The 18,684-nt window shown below is 70.2% G+C and carries 18 protein-coding genes; 9 read left to right on the forward strand and 9 right to left on the reverse strand.

Translation table 11 applies throughout. The features are described from left to right. The first annotated feature begins 218 nt into the window (after nt 1–218). The 4 genes from ACFVXC_RS33940 to ACFVXC_RS33955 are packed head-to-tail and all read left to right on the forward strand — an operon-like array spanning nt 219 to nt 6,828. A complete protein-coding gene (locus tag ACFVXC_RS33940) occupies nt 219–1,052 on the forward strand; it encodes a glycosyltransferase family 2 protein (RefSeq protein ID WP_389913385.1) in 834 nt (277 codons plus the stop codon). Further along, complete coding sequence (locus tag ACFVXC_RS33945; protein WP_389913388.1) at nt 1,049–2,083, forward strand: glycosyltransferase family 2 protein; 1,035 nt, start codon at nt 1,049–1,051, stop codon at nt 2,081–2,083. Before ACFVXC_RS33940 ends, ACFVXC_RS33945 begins: the two co-directional genes overlap by 4 nt. Before the next feature lie 31 nt (nt 2,084–2,114). After that, nucleotides 2,115–2,915 (forward strand): polysaccharide deacetylase family protein, encoded by an 801-nt coding sequence (locus ACFVXC_RS33950; protein WP_389913390.1) that lies wholly within the window; start codon nt 2,115–2,117, stop codon nt 2,913–2,915. After that, nucleotides 2,908–6,828, forward strand: coding sequence for a lipopolysaccharide biosynthesis protein (locus ACFVXC_RS33955; protein ID WP_389913393.1), 3,921 nt, complete (start codon nt 2,908–2,910; stop codon nt 6,826–6,828). Before ACFVXC_RS33950 ends, ACFVXC_RS33955 begins: the two co-directional genes overlap by 8 nt. A gap of 36 nt (nt 6,829–6,864) precedes the next feature. On the opposite strand, the gene ACFVXC_RS33960 is transcribed toward ACFVXC_RS33955, so the two are convergent. Beyond that, complete coding sequence (locus ACFVXC_RS33960) at nt 6,865–8,289, reverse strand: xylan 1,4-beta-xylosidase (RefSeq protein ID WP_389913396.1); 1,425 nt, start codon at nt 8,287–8,289, stop codon at nt 6,865–6,867. A 172-nt stretch (nt 8,290–8,461) separates the two neighbouring features. Here ACFVXC_RS33960 and ACFVXC_RS33965 point away from each other — a divergent pair, with 172 nt between their 5' ends. Next, nucleotides 8,462–9,556, forward strand: a complete 1,095-nt coding sequence (locus tag ACFVXC_RS33965; protein WP_389913399.1) for a DUF5925 domain-containing protein — start codon at nt 8,462–8,464, stop codon at nt 9,554–9,556. A 19-nt stretch (nt 9,557–9,575) separates the two neighbouring features. Here the strand turns inward: ACFVXC_RS33965 and ACFVXC_RS33970 are convergent, their stop codons facing one another. Next, the gene (locus tag ACFVXC_RS33970; protein WP_389913402.1) at nt 9,576–9,983 is read right to left on the reverse strand and encodes a GntR family transcriptional regulator; all 408 of its coding nucleotides are present in this window, start codon (nt 9,981–9,983) and stop codon (nt 9,576–9,578) included. A 70-nt stretch (nt 9,984–10,053) separates the two neighbouring features. Between ACFVXC_RS33970 and ACFVXC_RS33975 the strand changes: the two genes are divergently transcribed. Next, a complete protein-coding gene (locus ACFVXC_RS33975) occupies nt 10,054–10,983 on the forward strand; it encodes a GNAT family N-acetyltransferase (RefSeq protein ID WP_389913405.1) in 930 nt (309 codons plus the stop codon). Continuing rightward, on the forward strand, nt 10,964–11,497 hold the full coding sequence (locus ACFVXC_RS33980; RefSeq protein WP_389913408.1) for a DUF402 domain-containing protein: 534 nt from the start codon (nt 10,964–10,966) through the stop codon (nt 11,495–11,497). Before ACFVXC_RS33975 ends, ACFVXC_RS33980 begins: the two co-directional genes overlap by 20 nt. A gap of 4 nt (nt 11,498–11,501) precedes the next feature. Here the strand turns inward: ACFVXC_RS33980 and ACFVXC_RS33985 are convergent, their stop codons facing one another. After that, nucleotides 11,502–12,647: a methyltransferase domain-containing protein gene (locus ACFVXC_RS33985; RefSeq protein WP_389913411.1), complete on the reverse strand. Its 1,146-nt coding sequence runs from the start codon at nt 12,645–12,647 to the stop codon at nt 11,502–11,504. A gap of 108 nt (nt 12,648–12,755) precedes the next feature. On the opposite strand from ACFVXC_RS33985, the gene ACFVXC_RS33990 reads away from it, so the two are divergent. Beyond that, nucleotides 12,756–12,896, forward strand: a complete 141-nt coding sequence (locus tag ACFVXC_RS33990; protein WP_389913414.1) for a hypothetical protein — start codon at nt 12,756–12,758, stop codon at nt 12,894–12,896. Between the two features lie 48 nt (nt 12,897–12,944). Here ACFVXC_RS33990 and ACFVXC_RS33995 read toward each other — a convergent pair whose 3' ends face one another. The 4 genes from ACFVXC_RS33995 to ACFVXC_RS34010 are packed head-to-tail and all read right to left on the reverse strand — an operon-like array spanning nt 12,945 to nt 16,435. Then, nucleotides 12,945–13,409, reverse strand: coding sequence for a GNAT family N-acetyltransferase (locus ACFVXC_RS33995; protein WP_389913417.1), 465 nt, complete (start codon nt 13,407–13,409; stop codon nt 12,945–12,947). After that, entirely contained in the window at nt 13,406–14,914 is a 1,509-nt protein-coding gene (locus tag ACFVXC_RS34000; RefSeq protein ID WP_389913420.1) for a tripartite tricarboxylate transporter permease, read from the reverse strand. Before ACFVXC_RS34000 ends, ACFVXC_RS33995 begins: the two co-directional genes overlap by 4 nt. Before the next feature lies 1 nt (nt 14,915). Then, on the reverse strand, nt 14,916–15,455 hold the full coding sequence (locus ACFVXC_RS34005; protein ID WP_389913423.1) for a tripartite tricarboxylate transporter TctB family protein: 540 nt from the start codon (nt 15,453–15,455) through the stop codon (nt 14,916–14,918). After that, on the reverse strand, nt 15,452–16,435 hold the full coding sequence (locus tag ACFVXC_RS34010; RefSeq protein WP_389913642.1) for a Bug family tripartite tricarboxylate transporter substrate binding protein: 984 nt from the start codon (nt 16,433–16,435) through the stop codon (nt 15,452–15,454). Before ACFVXC_RS34010 ends, ACFVXC_RS34005 begins: the two co-directional genes overlap by 4 nt. A 204-nt stretch (nt 16,436–16,639) precedes the next feature. Between ACFVXC_RS34010 and ACFVXC_RS34015 the strand changes: the two genes are divergently transcribed. Further along, a complete protein-coding gene (locus tag ACFVXC_RS34015) occupies nt 16,640–17,326 on the forward strand; it encodes a response regulator (protein ID WP_389913426.1) in 687 nt (228 codons plus the stop codon). A gap of 139 nt (nt 17,327–17,465) precedes the next feature. Here ACFVXC_RS34015 and ACFVXC_RS34020 read toward each other — a convergent pair whose 3' ends face one another. Then, nucleotides 17,466–17,759 carry a hypothetical protein gene (locus ACFVXC_RS34020; protein ID WP_389913429.1) on the reverse strand — a complete coding sequence of 98 codons (294 nt, stop codon included), beginning with the start codon at nt 17,757–17,759 and terminating at the stop codon, nt 17,466–17,468. A gap of 96 nt (nt 17,760–17,855) precedes the next feature. After that, entirely contained in the window at nt 17,856–18,344 is a 489-nt protein-coding gene (locus ACFVXC_RS34025; protein ID WP_389913432.1) for a hypothetical protein, read from the reverse strand. Between the last annotated feature and the right edge of the window lie 340 nt (nt 18,345–18,684).

The raw sequence follows: 18,684 nt of genomic DNA on the forward strand, positions 1-18,684 counted from the left end.
GGCTCAAGATCGCGGTGGTTCCGGTGCGGGGCGCGGTAGGGGGGTGCCGTGCTCGGCTGTTGAATTCGTGCCGAGTTACGTCCCGCGCAATGCCAGCTCACTTTGGCGTGCACGGAGATCCATTTCGGCATGTGTAAGTGAGAACCCCCCTTTCGAACCGGATACATAGCCGGACTGCCCGGGGGTGGGCGGTCCACCGGACGAGAGGGATCAGACTCGTGAGTTCTTTTGTGCGCCCGGCCGCCGAGCCGGACCAAGGTCCATTAAACAAGCCGACACTGTCCGGCAACTACCGACCGATATCGACGCACTTGGCGATCACACCGCCGGTGAGCGTCGTGATTCCCGCGATGAACGAAGCGGAGAATCTTCCCTATGTCTTCAAGTCGCTGCCCGACTGGATCCACGAGGTCGTCCTCGTGGACGGCAATTCCACCGATGACACGGTGGCGGTCGCGCGGGAACTGTGGCCGGACGTGAAGGTCGTCCGACAGCTCGGCAAGGGCAAGGGCGACGCCCTGATCACCGGATTCGAGGCGTGCACCGGCGACATCATCGTCATGGTCGACGCGGACGGCTCGGCCGACGGTCACGAGATCGTCAGCTACGTCTCAGCGCTGGTCTCCGGCGCGGACTTCGCCAAGGGCTCGCGGTTCGCCAACGGCGGCGCCACGGACGACATGACGCCGATCCGCAAGCTCGGCAACCACGTCCTGTGCTCCGTGGTGAACGCCAAGTTCGGCGCCCGCTACACCGACCTCTGCTACGGCTACAACGCCTTCTGGAAGCACTGCCTGGACAAGATCGACCTCGACTGCACGGGCTTCGAGGTCGAGACCCTGATGAACATCAGGGTCGTCAAGGCCGGGCTCAAGGTGCAGGAGATCCCCAGCCACGAGTATCTGCGCATCCACGGCGTCAGCAATCTCAGGGCCGTGCGCGACGGTCTGCGGGTCCTGAAGGTGATCCTCACGGAGCGCTCCAACCGCCGCGGGCAGCGGCGCCGCACGCGTGGTGTCCCCTTCCGCACGCGTCAGGGAGAGGTGTCTTGAGCGTTTCCGGACGCCACGGGGGACGCACGGTCACGGGCATCTCCGTCGTCATCTGCGTCTACACCGAGGACCGCTGGGAGGACATCCTCGCGGCGGTCGCCTCGGTGCGGGCGCAGTCCCTCGCGGCGCTCGAGACGCTTCTCGTGGTGGACCACAACGCCTCGCTCCTGGACCGGCTCGCCAAGGAGTACAAGGAGACCGAAGGGGTGCGGGTGCTCGCCAACGCGGGCCCCCGCGGTCTCTCCGCGGGCCGCAACACCGGCATCGCCGCGTCCGGCGGCGAGATCATCGCGTTCCTCGACGACGACGCCGTCGCAGAGCGGGACTGGCTGCGCCACTTCGCCGAGGGATACGCCGACCCGCGGGTCTTCGCCGTGGGCGGGCGCACCATGCCGATCTGGGAGTCCCGGCGCAGGCCCGCCTGGTTCCCCGAGGAATTCGACTGGGTCGTCGGCTGTACGTACAAGGGGCTGCCCGAGGGCCGTGTGCGGGTGCGCAACGTCCTGGGCGGCAACGCGTCCTTCCGCCGCAGCGCCTTCGAGGTGGCGGGCGGCTTCGCGACCGGCATCGGGCGCGACGGCGACAAGCGTCCGCTGGGCTGCGAGGAGACGGAGCTGTGCATCCGTCTCACCCGGGCGAGGCCGGACGCGATCCTGCTCATCGACGATCGCGCGGTGATCCACCACCGCGTCCCCGCGGCCCGCGAGCGCTTCCACTACTTCCGTACGCGGACGTACGCGGAAGGCCTGTCCAAGGCGCTCGTCGCCCGAAGTGTCGGCACGGACAAGGGGCTTGAGTCCGAGCGGCGCTATGCCACGCGTGTCCTGCCCGCGGGTGTCGGGCGGGGGCTGCGTGACGCGCTGCTCGCCCGTCCCGGCGGCGCGGGCCGCGCGGGAGCCATTGTGGCGGGCGTGGTCACGGCGGCCGGGGGGTACGTCCTCGGCAGTGTCCGCGCGCGCAGGGCGGGCGCCACTTTCTCGGTCGTGGAGATCGCGAAGGACGCGGAAGGCGGGGAGGGGGCTGCCGCATGATCACGGCACCGATCGGCCGAGGGGGACCGCCATGACCGCTCCCGTGCCGATCCTCATGTATCACTCGATCGCCCATGAACCCACTCTGGACACACGGCAGTTGTCCGTGCGTCCAGGGGCGTTCGCCGAGCAGCTCGAACTGCTCGGCGAGCGGGGTTTCACACCGATCACCACGGCCGATCTCGCCGCGGTCTGGCGCGCTCCCGGCCGGTCACTGCCGAGAAAGCCCGTCCTGATCACCTTCGACGACGGCTACGAAGGCGTGCACCGGCACGCGCTGCCCGCGCTCGCCGAGCACGGCTTCGCGTCGACGCTGTTCGTCTCCACGGGCTGGCTGCGCGGAGCGCACGACACCGGGGGCGGTCTCGACCTGATGCTCGACTGGGACCAGGTGCGCCAACTGGCTTCGGTGGGGACGGAGATCGGCGGGCACAGTCATACGCACCCGCAGCTCGACCAGTTGGACGACGAGGATCTCTGGTTCGAGCTGCTGCGCTGCAGGGAGATCCTCACCGACGAACTGGGCATCCGCCCTGCCTCTTTCGCCTACCCGTACGGCTATTCGAGCCGCCGGGTGCGCCGTACGGTGCGCGGCGCCGGATTCGCCCAGTCGCTCGCGGTCGGCAACGGCCTCGCGCGGCGCGCCCAGGGTCCGTTCGCCCTGCAGCGGGTGACCGTGCGCCGCTCCACCGGCATCGAGGAGTTCGAGCGGCTCGTCGAGGGCCGCTCGATCGCCCGCAATTTCGCCAGGGACCGTGCCCACACCAAGGGGTACGCCGTGGTCCGCAGAGCCCGACAGGCCCGCCGGAAGGCAACTCGTACCCGTGTCTGACACGTCGACCGCCCAGGCGGACGTCTCTGGGACTCCCGCCACCGAACAGCAGCCGCCGTCCGGCAAGTCGGGCAGGCCGCGCAGAATGCGCCTGCCCGGCAGGGGCGGCTCCGGCGGCGGCAACAGCAGTAGTCCCCTGTTCCGCAACGCCTACGCGCTGATGCTGAACACCGGCATCTCCGGGGTGCTCGGCCTCGGCTTCTGGCTCGCCGCCGCTCGGTACTACTCCGAGTCGGCGGTCGGCCAGGGCTCGGCGGCGATCGCCGCCATGAAGTTCCTGGCGGGCCTCACCGCCCTCACCCTGATGGGGGCCCTCGCCCGCTTCATCCCCGTCGCGGGACGCGCCACGGGCAAGCTCATCTTCCGTACCTACGCGACCAGTTCGCTGGTCGTGTCGTTCGCCGCGCTGATCTTCCTGCTCACGCTCGACCTGTGGGGTCCCTCGTACAGATTCCTGCACGGCCCGCTGAACGGCCTCGGCTTCATCGCCGCGGTCGTCGCCTGGTCGCTGCTCACCCTCCAGGACGGGGTGCTCACGGGGCTGCGCAACGCGCTGTGGGTGCCGGTCGGCAACACCATCTTCTCGGTCGTCAAGCTGGGGCTGCTCATCGCGGTGGCCGCGGCGATCCCGACGGCGGGCGTGTTCGTGTCGTGGGTCGCCGCGATCGCCGTGTCGGTCCTGCCGCTCGGCTGGCTGGTGTTCCGGCGGCTCGTGCCACGGCACATCGAGGCGACCCACGACAAGACGCAGCCTCCGACGCTGCGCGAGATGGGCCGCTTCCTGGCCGGCGACTACACCGGCTCGCTCTTCTCGCTCGCCGTGGTCTATCTCGTACCGGTGATCGTCGCCTCGCAGGTCAGCTCGGTCGACAACGCGTACTTCTACATCACCACCACGATCGGCGGCACGGTCAACCTGCTCGCCATCAACATGGGCGCGTCGCTGACCGTCGAGGGCGCGCACGACCCGGCGCGGCTCGCGGCGAACACCCGGGCCGCGCTGCGCCGCATGGCACGCATCATGCTGCCGGTGTGCGGTCTGCTCTTCGTCTGCGCGCCCTTCATCCTGCGGGTCTTCGGCCAGGCGTACGCGGACGCGGCGACGCCGCTGCTGCGCTGGTTCGCGGTGGGCGCGGCGCTGCGGGTCGTCATGGAGACGTACTTCGCGGTGCAGCGCGCGCAGAGCCGCACGTCCGGGATCGCCTGGATGCAGGGTCTGCTGTGCTTCCTGGTGCTCGGCCTGACCCTCCTGCTGCTGCCGCGCATGGGTCTGACGGGGGCGGGCGTCGCGGAGATCTCCAGCCTCGCCGTGATCGTGGCGATCGCGGCGCCGAAGCTGTACCGGGTGGCGCGGGGGGCTCCCTCCTCCGCGCCGGCCGACGCGGCACCGGACGGCGATCTCGCCGACCTGGGGACACCTGAGGCGCCGCCCCCGCCCGCCGACAAGGTGCCGGGCCATGAGAAGGAGCGGCGCGGGCCCGCCTGGGCGCTGCGCGAGACACTGGACTCGAACACCCTGCAACTGGCCGTGCAGATGGACTTCGAGCATCCGGAGCGCAGGCCCGACATGCGCCCCGGGCCGGGGACGCCCGCGTACGGGACGCGGACACCGGCTTTCGGGAGGGCCACGTTCTCCGCGAAGCCCGTGTCCCAGAAGCCCGCTCCCGAGAAGCCAGCGGGCACGGGGGCGGAGCGGGACGAGCGGGCCGAGCGGGACGAGGGGGACGACATGGAGCACCGGCCGACCTGGGCGCTGAGAACGCCGCTCAAGCCCCGCGAGCCGGTGCCGCCCTCGGCGGTTCCCGCCTCGGTGTCCTCAGCCGTCACGGCGCCCGCCGAGGAACCGGGCACTGTCTCACGCGTGCCCCAGTCCCCGCCCGAACCCGTCGTCCCCGAACCGCTCCCCCGCCGACGCGCCCTCTTCATGGCGCTGTTCCTCGCCTTCGCGCTCGCCCTCTACTGGCTGCCCGCCCTCGGCATCACGGAGGCGGACCTGGACAAGATGGGCGGGCTCGGGCTCATCTCCGTCCTGCCCACGCCGACCCTGCTCGGGGCCGCGCTGCTCGTCGTCGTCTTCGCCTCGCTGCTCTGGATGGAACGGCCGCATCAGGCCCTGCTCCTCGCGACGCTGATCGCCACGGTGGTGTGCCTGCACGCGCTGCCCGCCGTCCTGGAGGACGAGCCGCGGTTCGCGACGGCCTGGCAGCACCTCGGCTTCATGGAGTACATCGACAGGACCGGCTCCGCGGTGCCCGACCTGGACGCGCGCTGGAGCTGGCCCGGGTTCTTCGCGGCGGCCACGTTCGTGGCGAAGGCGTGCGGCGTCTCGGACATGACCGAGGTCATCCGCTGGTGGCCGCTGGCCATGCAACTGCTCTACCTGGCACCGATGCTGCTGCTCACGCGCTCCATGCGGGCGGGCTGGCGCGCCAAGTGGACCGGCCTGTGGATCTTCGCCCTGAGCGGCTGGGTCGGCCAGGACTACTTCTCGCCGCAGGGCTTCACGTATCTGCTCTATCTGGTGTTCGTCGCGGTGCTCCTCGTGTGGTTCCGCGCGCCGCACGTCCTGTGGGCCAAGCGCCGCCCCGGCGAGCTCGACGTCGAACCCGCCGACCGGCGCCAGCGCGCGGTGCTGCTCGTGGTCCTGATCGCCCTGTTCGCGGCGACGGTCCCGGCACACCAGCTCACGCCGTTCGTGATGCTCGGCGTCCTTGCCGCGCTCGTCCTGGTGGGCCGCTCGGAGCTGCGCGGCCTGCCGATCCTCTTCGCCGTCTTCGTCGCCGTCTGGCTGGGCTTCCTCGCGGAGCCCTACTGGTCGGGACACTTCAACGAGCTGTTCGGTGGGATCGGCGGCGTCGGCGGCAATGTGTCGTCGTCGGTGTCCGGGCGGATCGAGGGCGGCAGCTCGACCCACCAGCTCGTCCTCTACGCACGCGTGGCCCTGGCCGGCGGCGTCATGGCCCTCGCCTGCTGGGGCTGGTGGCGACGGCGCGACCACAAGTACACGGAGCGCTCGCTGCTCGTCCTGACCTTCGTGCCGTTCCTGGGCTTCGGCATGCAGTCGTACGGCGGCGAGATGGCACTCCGCGTCTTCATGTTCGCACTGCCGGGCGCCGCGCTCCTGGCCGGACTCGCGCTGTTCCCGCGCGCGGGGATCACCGCGAAGGAGCGCGACCGCGACCGGGTGAGCCTCGCGCCCGTCGCCGCTCTGATGGCGGGGCTCATCCTGATGGGCGGCTTCCTGGTCGCGCGCTGGGGCAACGAACCCTTCGAGCGGACCCGGGTCGGCGAGGTCGCCGCGATGGACTACGTGTACGAGCACGACGATCCGACGGTGCGGCTGCTGTGGATGAGCGACGACACGGTCAACAACGTGACGCCCGCGATGCCGTGGGGCACACGCGACATGGAGAAGGTCCAGTACGTCCCGACCCTCGCACCGGCCGACCCCGTCCTGGTCTCCAGCCTGGTGAAGGCGCTCAAGGACGCGGGCCCCAACTCGTATCTGATGATCAACAAGAGCCAGACGGTGTATCTCCAGATGGACGTGGGCTACCCCATGACCTGGGATTCCCGGCTGATCACGAACCTCGACAACCGCCAGGAACTGAAGAAGGTCCTCACGAACGACGACGCGACCCTCTACACGCTGCGCGAGCAGCCGAACGGCAAGGTCGAGAAGGCCGATCCGGGCCCGATCGGCCCACAGATCACCTGGACTCCCTGGTCGGTGATCGGCGCGCTCGCGGCGATCGCCGTGATCCTGCTGCTCGTCACCCGTGAGGTCGCGCGGGTGGCGTTGGAGCCGAGCGTGCGGCAGCTGCGCTGGCTGCAGAGCAGCTTCTGGTTCTCGCTGCCGCTGCTCGCGGTGCTGTTCGCCTCGCTGATCCAGCGGTTCCTGACGATGGCGTGACGGTGGGGGCCGGTGGGGGCGGGTGGCCGCGGCGGATCACCGCTGCAGCCACTTCACCCCGTACCCCTTCATCGTGAACCGCTGCCCGTCGACCTTCGCGTCGATCTCACGGTCGAGGGTGTTCACGACGAGCACCGTCTTCTTGTCGGCGAGCACACGTACGTTCGGTACGTCGTCGGGGGCGACGGAGACCTTCTCGTACTCCGTGCCGGGCGGGAACGCGTCGCTGAACCGGGAGAGCATCTCCAGCATCGGCAACTCCGTTCCACCGTCGGAGAGTTGCGTGGAGCGCCACAGGCAGCCCGCACAGTCCTCGCCCTTGTTCTGCGGGTTCCAGTAGAAGCCGCTGCTCGCGCCGCCGCGCGCCATCGCCATCAGACCGGATGCCTGGACGGCGACGCGGTGCGGCTCGGACCAGCCGTCGCGGGCGTCGTCACTGTCGCCCGGTTCCACGTAGTACTCGGCCCACCACAGCGGCAGGTCGCCGGTACGCGCGCGCACCCACTTGCCGACCGCCGTGAGCTTGTCGGTGGCCTTGAACTCGTCGGGGAGCATGTCGTCGTCGACGGTGTAGCTGGATCCGTCCACGACCACGAAGTCCGCGCCCGCCTTGTTCTTGTTCCAGTAGTCGAAGGCGTCGAGAACCCGCTGGTCCATGCGGCCCCAGGCGCCCTTGACCTCATGCGACGCCTCCTCGGTCTGACGCGGGTCGACACTGTCCATGACGAGGTAGGGGCCGCCGACCATGATGTCCTTGTTGACCTTCTTGAGCGCCTTGTAGACCAGGTTGTACAGCTCGGTGTAGCCCTCGTAGTCCCAGCGGGACTTCTCGCTGTTCCAGAAGCCCTTGAACTCGTTCCAGACGATGAAGTGCCGTACGTCCGGATAGCGCTTGGCGACGGTCGCCGCGAGCTTGGCGAAGTCCTTGTAGTGCTCGCGCTCCGGGGCGGTCTCCAGGGACTGCTGGCTCCAGTCGGTGTTGCCCGAACCGGGCTTGCCGCCCTTCATCCAGTCCGGGGAGCAGCACAGGGTGACGACCGGCGTGCCGTCGGTGGCGCGGATGAAGTCCATCCGCTTGTCCATCGCCTCGAAGTCGTAACGCCCCTTGACCGGCTCGGGATTGCTCGCGCCCCAGCCCATGATGTGCTGGTTCTGCGGCAGCGGGCTCGGCAGGCCGGCGAGCATCGTCCCGGCACGCCGCGTGGCGGCGTCCTCGCCCTCGTCCGCGCTGTACTGGGTGTGGGTGAAGCCCCAGCCGACGGCTGGTTTCGCCTCGTCGGGCGGGACGGCGGGGGTGCCGTGCACCTTGTCACCGTCGCGCGTGGTGCCCTCGGTGCCCGTGCCGCCGCCGGGGAGCGTGGTGATGACGGTCAGGATCAGGGCCAGTGCGGCCACAGCAACGCCGAGCAGCGCGGTGAGTCGCCACCGCTGTGCCCCCGATTTCCACTCATGACGTCCCATCAGGGGCAATCGTAACGGGGCCGGTTGGCGGTGGCACAGGTTCCGCACCACAGGTTTGCCACGGCCCCGTGGTCCGTTCCGCGCCGTTCGCGCCGGTCCGCACCTGAACGGAGTACGGCGAAGTACGTAAACCGGGATGCACAAGGGCACTTGCGTGCCGGATCATGGCGGCATGTCTGCGAACCCTCAGGACACCCTGCCGATCCGGCTCAACGTCGACGACAGCGACTCTCCGTCGGACGTCGTGGACGCCCTCTTCCTGGGCCGCTTCGCCACCGGCGAGCAGCCCTTCTCGCACAGCTCCAACATCGACCGTGTCAAGTCAGGATCCACGCTGCTCCCACCGGGTGCGACGGTGCTGCGCGCGGCCCGCGACGACGACCGCAGCGCGACGCTCGCCGAGGGCGACGGCTGGACGCTCCTGATCTCCCGCTGGAACCGCGGCGCGGACATCACGGTGACGGCGACGAGCGCCGACCTCGCGGAGAAGGTCCTGAAGCAGGCGACGGACGGCGCGCAGGACGAGCCCGAGCCTCAGCCGGACAACGTGACCATGGGGTTCTGGTACGTGTCTCCCAGGCGCGGCCCGCACCGCACCACACGGCAGATCGCCGCCGGTACGTGGGAGGAGGTGCGGCAGAACTACACCGCGCCGGTGGCCGAGGCCATGGACTCCCTGATGAAGACGGGCCCCGAGGACATCTCGGGCCGCCTCCTGCTCCTGCACGGCCCGCCGGGCACGGGCAAGACGTCGGCGCTGCGGACGCTCGCGCGGTCCTGGCGCGACTGGTGCCAGGTGGACTGTGTCCTGGACCCGGAGCGCCTGTTCAGCGACGTCGGCTACCTGATGGACATCGCGATCGGCGAGGACGACGGCACGGCGAAGGGACGCTGGCGGCTGCTGCTTCTGGAGGACTGCGACGAGCTGATCCGCGGGGAGGCGAAGCACACCGCCGGGCAGGCGTTGTCGCGGTTGCTGAACCTGACGGACGGGCTGCTGGGGCAGGGCCGCAATGTCCTGGTCGGCGTGACGACCAACGAGGACCTGGAGCGGCTGCACCCCGCGGTGGTCCGGCCGGGGCGGTGCCTCGCCCGGATCGAGGTCGGGAACCTGACCCGCGCCGAGTCGACCGACTGGCTCGGCACGGACGAGGGAGTCTCGCGCGAGGGCGCGACATTGGCGGAGCTGTACGCGTTGCGGCGCGGCACGTCCCCCACGTCGGTCCCGGACCCCCGCGAGGGTGCGGACGCCGGGCTCTATCTGTAGCCCGGCGGCGGGGCAGGAGTCACCCCGACTCCCCGTAAGCCGCGCGCACCGCGTCCCGCGCGGCGGAAAGAGCCGCCGCCTCGGAGAGGCCGAGCCGCTGAGCCCGCTCGGCGAAAGCCTGGGCCGCGGCCGACGCCTCCCGCGCCGCCGCGTCACCGGCCGCGGCCACGAACGTCCCGTGACGCCCCCGCGTCTCAATCACCCCGTCCGCCTCAAGGGCCCGATACGCCTTGGCCACCGTGTTCGCGGCAAGCCCAAGGTCCTGGGCGAGCCCCCGCACGGTCGGCAACTTGTACCCCACCGGCAGCGCCCCGCCCCGCGCCTGCTCGGCGATCTGGGCCCGCACCTGCTCGTAGGGCGGCACGCCACTCGCACCGGCGCCGCCCCCGGCACCACCGTCGATCTCGATCTCGATCTTCAAAGTCACCCGGCGATTGTCCCGCACCCCCGGAAAATAAGAGGCATCCCGACGCGCCACGCGCGTAGCGTGCGGCTCCATGACCGTCCTAGTCCGCGCCCTGCGCTCCGGTGACAGAGCCGATGCCGAAGCCTTCGCCGCGGTCCGCCGCGCCTGCGTACCCGCCATGCTCGCCACAGCCGATTCGGTCCTGTTCGACCTGGCGCACGCCCATCCCGACTCCCGCTACCTCCAGTTGGCTGCCGAGACCGACGGGAAGATCATCGGCACGGCTCAGGTGGGCATCGCCCACGACAGCCCCCACCCGGGCCAGGGCTTCGCCAACGTCTACGTACTCCCTCAGCGGCGCGGGCTCGGCGCGGGTTCGCTGATCCTGCGGACGGCGCAGGATCACCTGACGGACAACGGCGCCACCACGGTCTTCTCCTGGGTCCTCGACGAGCCCGCGAACCGCGCCTTCGCCGCCGACCGGGGCTACCGCGCGAGCCGCTCGGCCCACTTCCTCCGCCTCGACCTGGCGTCCGGCACGCTACCGCCCCGCCAAGAGCCGCCGCAGGACGTCGAGTTGCGCACAGGGGAGGCGTTCGGGGACGACCCGCGCGCCCTCTTCGACCTGGACGCGGAGGCCGTCGCGGACGAACCGAGCGACGTGGCGGCGGAGTTCACGGACTACGAGCACTGGCTCGCCGAGACGTGGAACCACCCCTTGGTGAACCGTGAACTGACCTCGGTGGCAATGGTGGACGGCCGCCCTGCCGCCTTCACCCTGGCCCGCACGGACGACGCGTCACGCTACTCGAGCGGCATGACCGGCACCGCACGCGCGTTCCGCGGGCGCGGTCTTGCCAAGCTGGCCAAGAACGACTCCCTGCACCGGGCACGGGCGGCCGGCTGCACCGAGGCGTTCACCGGCAACGACGCGGGCAACGAGCCGATGCTGGCGATCAACAAGTGGTTCGGTTACGAGATCTGCGCCACGGAGGTACGCCATGTCCGAAGCCTCGGCTGATACATCGTCCGGAACGCCGGCCGACAAGGTGGACGTCATCTTGATGAAGAGGGGCCGCACGAAGATCCGCTACCCGGCGGAGGTGGTCGCGGACGACGGCACAGTGGTGACGGTCCGCGCGCCGTGGGCGGCCGACGGAGTGCGGGACTTCGGCTTCGTACGCTTCGAACCGGGCGACGTCTTCACGGAGCACTACTGGCGGGACCGCTGGTACGCCGTGAAGGAGGTCCGCACGTCAACGGGCATCCTGAAGGGCTGGTACTGCGACGTGACGCGCCCGGCGGTAAGGGAGGGCGCCACGCTCACAGTGGAAGACCTGGACCTCGACCTGTGGTGCTCGGCGGACGGCGACACGGTCATCCGCCTCGACGAGGACGAGTTCGCCGAGAGCGGCATCAAGGAGCGCGACCCCGCCGCCGCGGCGGCGGCTGAGTCCGCCCTTGACGATCTGGAACGTCTGGCGCGCGGCGGAGGCCCGCTCTCCCCGCCGCTTCCTGGAGCGGCCTCGGACTGAGAACTCAGCCCCCGGCCCCCGACCTCGGGCGGGCAAGGACAACCGTCCGCCCATCCCCACCCTCCTCATATCTCACCGCATCGCCCTCCTCCTGCCAGTGCAGGGCGAATCTCTCCCCCGCGCGCCACGCCTCGAGTGCCGCCCTGCAGTACGCCACCATGTCGTCCGGCAGCGTGGCCGCACGGTGCCAGCTCAGTTCGTCGCACTTGTGGGGCTCCGCGTTGAAGGGCTCGCCGCCCGTGCCGTACGTCGCTTCGAAGAACCAGCCGATGCGGGGTTCTCCGCCCGGGCCCCGGTGCTGGAGGACCAGCTCGGCGCTCACGTCCTCGGGGGTGAGAGTGAGGCCGATCTCCTCGTGGGCCTCGCGGAGCACGGCCGTGCGGACGTCCTCGCCGGGTTCGACGTGGCCGGAGGGGACGTTGAACAAGCCGTCGCCGTAGCCGGTGTTGGCGCGGCGGGCGAGAAGCACCTCGTCGCCGCGGCGGAGGATGAGGTGGACGTCCACCACCTCCTTGTGGCGGCTGACCTCCTCGTGGCGGCTGACCTCCTCGTGGCGGCGGAGTGCGGGGAGAGTCGCCACCACCGCGTAACGCTCGTCCTCCACCCTCCTCCCCCACAGCCGCTCGTCGCCCGAGAGGCGCTCGGAGTGGAGACGGGCGGCCAGGGGCGTCAGCGCGCTGATCAAGCGGTCCATGGGGATGCCGGTGGGGTTCGTCGTGCCCCATACGCCCTCGATGAGGATCAGGCGTCCTTCCGGCCGCAGCAGCCCGCACCAGTGCCGCAGCACCGCTGCCGGATCCGGCACCATCCACAGCACGTGCCGGGCCAGGATCACGTCGAAACGGCGTCCCCGCACCGGAGGCTCCCAGGCGTCTGCGACCAGCACCTCCGCCTCGTGCCCCGACAGCTTCTCGCGGGCCCGTTCCACCATGTTCGGGGACCGGTCCACCGCCGTGACGCGGTGCCCACGCTCGGCCGCCAGCAAGGACAGGCTTCCGGTGCCGCAGCCCAGGTCAAGGACGTCGCCCGTGGTATCCGGCAACCAGTCCCGCAGCCGCCGCGCCCACGCGTCCCGCACCACCGTGTCCCGCAGCCCGTGGTCCGGCTCGTCGTCGAACGTGGCCGCCTCGATGTCCCAGTCGATCGTCATGTCCCGAGGGTGACACCCGCCACTGACAATCCGACTCGGATGAGAAACCCTCCCCGCAGAGGTCTACAGACGTCCCACCTTGGACATCGGTAGTACAGGGAGGCAGCCATGCGCCGTGTGACCGTGCACAAGACCGTCGGTAAGCCCACCAATCGACAAGTCCGGGAGAAGCACGAAGCCGAGGACCGGACCCGTGAACGCCCCGAGGTCCGCAAGGACATCCAGCGGACCTGGTGGCCCGACGGGTGAGAGCCGGCGCCCGCAGGGCATGAGCCGCCCCCGACAGGGCCCGAAGCGTTAGAGGCTCTTCTTGTAGTGGTAGCGGTCGTAGGGCCCGTCCACCCTGCGCTCCACCATCTCGTAGCCGTACCGCGGGTAGAGCCTTCGGTTCTCCCACATCATCGCGTTCGTGTAGAGCCGGACCTCCGACAGTCCGAGCTCACGCGCCCGGTCGTCGACGAAGGCGAGCAGGCGGCGGCCCACACCGTGGCCCGCCGCCTCGGGGTGGACCGCGACGCTGTCCAGGAACAGGTGGTCCTCGTGCGGGACGAGGACCAGGACGCCCACCACCGGGTCGCCGGTGACATACACCCGCCCCGCCGCCACGTCCGCCGCGTGGTCCGCCTCCATGGGGACGGGCACGACACCGATGCGCTCGATGTAGGGGTGGTAGGCCGCGTCCGTCACCGCCTTCACGGCGGGGACGTCGGCGGCGGTGGCGCGCCGGATGGCTGCGCCGGTGTGGCGGATGTCGTCGGTCATGCCTCTACGTCTACGTCACTGCTCCTGCCCCGCACCAGCAGTTTCTTCGCGAGCGGCCAGAGCACGATCAACGCGATGATCACGTACACGGTGATCGAGAAGGGCGTGTCGAACAGACCGCTGACGCTGCCGTCACTGATCTGCAGGGCGCGGCGCAGCTGTTGCTCGGCGTTCGGGCCGAGGATGACGCCGATGACGGCCGGTAGGACGGGCAGTCCGTAGCGGCGCATCCCGAAGCCGATCAGGCCGATGATCAGCAGGATCACCAGGTCGAGGGCCTCGCCGCCCACCGCGTACGCGCCCACCGCCGCGAAGAAGAGAATCCCCGCGTAGAGGTAGGGCCTCGGGATGCGAAGGAGCTTCGCCCAGACCGGGGCGAGGGGCAGGTTCAGGGCCAGGAGCAGGATCATGCCCACGAAGAGGGACGCGATCAGGCCCCACACCAGGTCCGGTTCGCGCTCGAAGAGGAGCGGTCCGGGCTGGATCCCGTACTGCTGGAAGGCGGCGAGCATCACCGCCGCCACCGCCGTCGTGGGCAGGCCCAGGGTCAGCATGGAGACGAGCGTTCCGGCCGCCGACGCCGACGACGCCGACTCGGGGCCCGCCACTCCCTCGATCGCGCCCTTGCCCCACTCGTCCTTGTGCTTGGACAGGCGCTTCTCGGTGACGTACGAGAGGAAGGTGGGGATCTCCGCGCCCCCGGCCGGGATCGCGCCGAACGGGAAGCCGATGAGCGGGCCGCGCAGCCAGGACTTCCAGGTGCGCTTGAGGTCTGCCCTGCCCAGCCAGGGGCGGCCGACCGGGATCGCCTCGCCGCTCGTGCGCCGCAGGTGGGCCGCGACCCACAAGGCCTCGCCGATGGCGAAGAGGCCCACCGCGACGATCACCACGTCGACGCCGTCGGCGAGTTGGAGCGAGCCGAAGGTCAGGCGCTGCTGTCCGGTCATCTGGTCGAGGCCGACCAGGCCGATGGTGAGACCGATGAGGAGCGAGGCGATTCCTCGTACGCGCGAGGAGCCGAGGACGGACGTCACGGCGATGAACGCGAGCACCATGATGGCGAAGTAGTCGGGCGCCCCGATGTCGACCGCGAGCTTCGCGACCGTCGGCGCGAGCGCCACCAGGAGGGTCGTGCCGATGATGCCGCCCGCGAAGTGGCCGATGGCCGCGGCGGCGAGCGCCTGTGCGCCGCGCCCCGCCTTGGCCATCGGGTTGCCTTCCATCGCCGCCACCACCGCGGCGCTCTCACCCGGGGTGTTCAGGAGGATCGAGGTCGTCGAGCCGCCGAACATCGCCCCGTAGTAGATGCCCGCGAACATGATGAACGCGCCGGTCGGCTCCAGGCCGTACGTCACGGGCAGGAGCAGCGCCACCGCCATCGCGGGACCGATGCCGGGCAGGACGCCGATCGCGGTGCCCAGGAGCACGCCGACGGCGGCCCAGAGCAGGTTCATGGGGGTGAGGGCCGTACCGAAGCCGTCCATCAGGGAGTTGAAGGCGTTCATGTCACAGCACTCCCATCAGTGGTCCGCCGGGCAGCGGCACCCCGAGCAGGTTGTTGAAGACGACGTACGTGAGGAGGGAGAGCCCTGCCGCGATGAGCGGATCGCGGTCCAGGTGACGGCTGCCGAGCGCGTACGCGGCGCCCCAGAAGAGCAGGGCCCCCGCGACGGGGAAGCCGAGCGGTTCGATGAGGACGGCGGCGCCGAGGAAGACGCCGGCGAGGAGCAGCACGGTGCGCCAGTCGGCGGGTTCGGACAGGTCGATGTCCTCGCCGCCCTCGGCCTCGCCGCGGCCGCCGCGCAGGACGTCGATCGCGAGGATCACGGCGACGACCAGGAGCCCGACGCCCACGACGATCGGTACCGTCCTGGGGCCTATAGGGCCGCGCTGGGCGATCTCGACGTCCATGGTGAGCGCGTCGGTGAGGACGAGCGCGCCGAGGGCCAACAGCATGACGCAGACGCCGAGTTCGGAGTGCTCGCGCAGCCAGGTACGGCGGTCGCCGCCGCGCTCGTCGGGCGGGGTTTCGGTGGTCGTCGTCACAGTCCCAGCTCCTTCAGCACGGACACCACGCTCTTGTCCTGTTCGGCCAGGAAGTCACCGAACTTGTCGCCGGTGAGGAAGGCGTCGTCCCAGCCGTTGGTCTTGAGGGACTCGCGCCACTGTGGAGAGTCGTGGAGCTTCTTGACCAGGCCGGTGAGCTTCTTGCGTTCGGCGTCGGAGAGGCCGGGCGGGGCGACGATGCCGCGCCAGTTGGTGAAGTCCACGTCGTAGCCGGACTCCTTGAGGGTCGGCCCGTCCAGGCCCTTGGCCCGCTTGGGTCCGGTGGTCGCGAGGAGGCGCAGCTCGCCCGACTTGATCTGGTCCAGGTACTCGCCGACGCCCGAGACGCCGAAGGCGACCTTCTTGCCGAGGATCGAGGCGAGGAGTTCACCGCCGCCGTCGAAGGGAACGTAATTGACCTTCTTCGGGTCGATGCCCGCGGCGCGCGCCATCAGCATGGGGGCGAGGTGGTCGGGTCCGCCGGGGGAAGAGCCGCCGCCGACCGGGAGCTTGCCCGGGTTCTTCTTCCAGGCGGTGACCAGCTGATCGATGTTCTTGTACGGCGAGTCCTTGGAGACCACGACGACGTCCGGCTCCTCGGTGAGGCGGGCGATCGGGGTGGTGTCGGCGAGGGTCTTGGGCGAGTCGTTGGAGCGTGCGGCGCCCACGACGCCAAGCCCCATGGACATCGCGAGCTTGCCGTTGCCGTGCTCGCCGACGAGGCGGCTCAGCCCTACGGTGCCGCCGGCACCGGGGAGGTTGAACACCTCGATGTTGTGGGTGAGTCCGGCGTCCTCGGCGTTCTTAGCCGCGGTGCGGGCGGTGATGTCGTAGCCGCCGCCCGGCGTGTTGGGGACCATGAGGCGCAGGCCGGGGATCTGTGTGCCGGTCTCGGAGCCGCTGCCCGTGGAGAGCAGCGGCGGCCCTGCGAGCACGAGCAGCGCGGCCCCGAGCAGGGCAAGGGGTGTGCGCAGACGCACGGGTGCCACCACCTGTCGGTACGTAGTCGTTGCTGGGGAATTGATGCGGCCGGGTTCCCCGTGGGGGCGGGAACCCGGCCACTGTCCGCGGGGACGGGGATACTTGTGAGGTGGCCCACATGTTGCCTGCGCGTTAAGAAGCTGTCTCTCTTCCGGAATCAACGGACGTTGTGGTCGTTGTGGTATCGCCCATAGCCTGCGGCGATGACAAGGGTGCTGGTCGTGGACGACGACTTCATGGTCGCCAAACTGCACAGCCGTTATGTGTCCGCGGTGGACGGGTTCTCGGTGGTGGGAGTGGCGCACAGCGGTACGGAGGCGCTGGCGGCGGTGGAGCGGCTGCGCCCCGATCTCGTACTCCTTGACATCTATCTGCCCGATATGGACGGCATCGCGGTGCTACGGGAGGTGCGGGCCGTTGAGGAGCGCGACCGGGACCGCCAGCCGCTGGACGCGCTGTTCATCACGGCGGCGCGGGACGCGGAGATCGTGCGGGCGGCGCTGCGGGCCGGCGCGCTGCACTATCTGATCAAGCCGTTCAACCAGGCGGCGCTGCGGGAGCAGTTGCTGCACGTGGCCGCGCTGCGGGCCCGCCTTGACGGCCTCGACGAAGCGCGCCAGGAGGACATCGACCAGCTCTTCGGCCCCCGCCCACCCGGCTCCCGCGAACTCCCGAAGGGCCTGGCGGCCCACACCGCGGACCTGGTCGAGCAGACGCTGCGGGGGCACCCGGGCGGCCTCTCCGCCTCGGAGTGCGCGCAGGAGGGGGCACTCTCCCGGGTCAGCGCCCGCCGCTATCTGGAGTTCTTCGCGGACACCCGGCGGGTGGAGGTGACGCTTCGGTACGGGGGGACGGGGCGGCCGGAGCGGCGGTATCGGTGGGTGCGGTGAGCCGTTTTGGGGGGCTGAGTCAGGCGTAAGCCGTTTTGGTGGGCGGAGTCAGGCGTGAACCGCTCCGGTGGGCGCAGTCGGGCGTGAGCCGTTCCGGTGGGCGCAGTCGGGCGTGAACCGCCCCGGCGTGCAAGGTCAGTCAGGGGCGGGTCGCGCCGGGCCGGTAGCCGGGGAAGCAGATCAGACAGGCGCCCAGCTTGGCCCTCGCCTCGGCGAGCGGCTTCCTTCGGGGAGTGTGGATCTCCTTGCCCTGACGACCGGCCTGCCGCTGCCCGTCGAGCAGCCCCGCACAGCGCGTCGTGCGATGGAAGACCTGTCCACCTGCGGTGACCAAGACGTGGGACGGCAACCCCTCGGGGACCGGAGCGCATTCCGTGCACTGCTCCACCAGCATTTCGTGAACGCATCTCTTGTCCGCTCTCTTGTCCGCCATGCGCTCATGCTGCCGTCGGGCACCTCACGCCACAAGAGTGGATCACGCCTTTCGCGCCGTCTGATGCCCTCGTGCGTCCGGGGGTGGCTCCGGGTGTCAGCCGCGTCGCGCGGCGCCCTCAGGCCATACGACATCAACCGCGAGACCCGCCTCGCGTGCTTCAAGGACGGTGTCGGCCGTACCCCCGCCCTTGCCCGACGGCGGAGCACCGTCCCACACCGCGACGAGCCGATCGCCGCGCCTCAGCAGTTCCGAGTTCGCTGCCTCGTACGCCGAGCGGTTCGCAGTCTCGTGCGGCATCACGACGACCTCGGCGGACGCCGCGACGAGTCGGTCGAAGGTCTCGGCGTGCTCGGGCTTCACCTTCGCCTGCCGGTAGTCGTGCGAAGGCAGCACGACCACGAGACGCCCGCCGGCCGCAAGCAGTTCCTCGGCGAAGATCGAATCGGAGCCGGCCGCGATGCACGACACTCCGACGAGCTCACCCTCCGCGTGCCGCACGAACACCTCGCGCAGCGCCGTCCGTACAAGCTCGACGCTCTCGTCGGTCAAGTCCATGTGCCCGGTTACGGCGTACGTGGCCACGCCCGCTCCCCAATTCGTCAGCTCGCCAACAGGGCGCGAATCCTATCCCGCGCCTCTCGCAGACCGCGGCTCACGTCGCGCCCCACCGTGTACGGGTACAGCACACCAAGCTGCGTCCGGACTCGACCCGACTGCGTACGCTCCGCGGCATCGACTGCGTGGTGTGCTTGCTCGACTCCGCCCGTGACGTCACCGGCATCGTCGCGGCCATCCCCGCGAGTTGAGTCGACTCCAGTTCATTGCACTCCCGTGCTCCGAGCCGCCCGCCGGGCAGTGCTACAGGCACTACCGCGGGATGGCCGTCCGGGGGCAGTAGCCATCCTTCGAGGGGTTCGAGCAG

The sequence above is a fragment of the Streptomyces sp. NPDC058257 genome, assembly GCF_042881845.1.
Classification (GTDB): domain Bacteria; phylum Actinomycetota; class Actinomycetes; order Streptomycetales; family Streptomycetaceae; genus Streptomyces.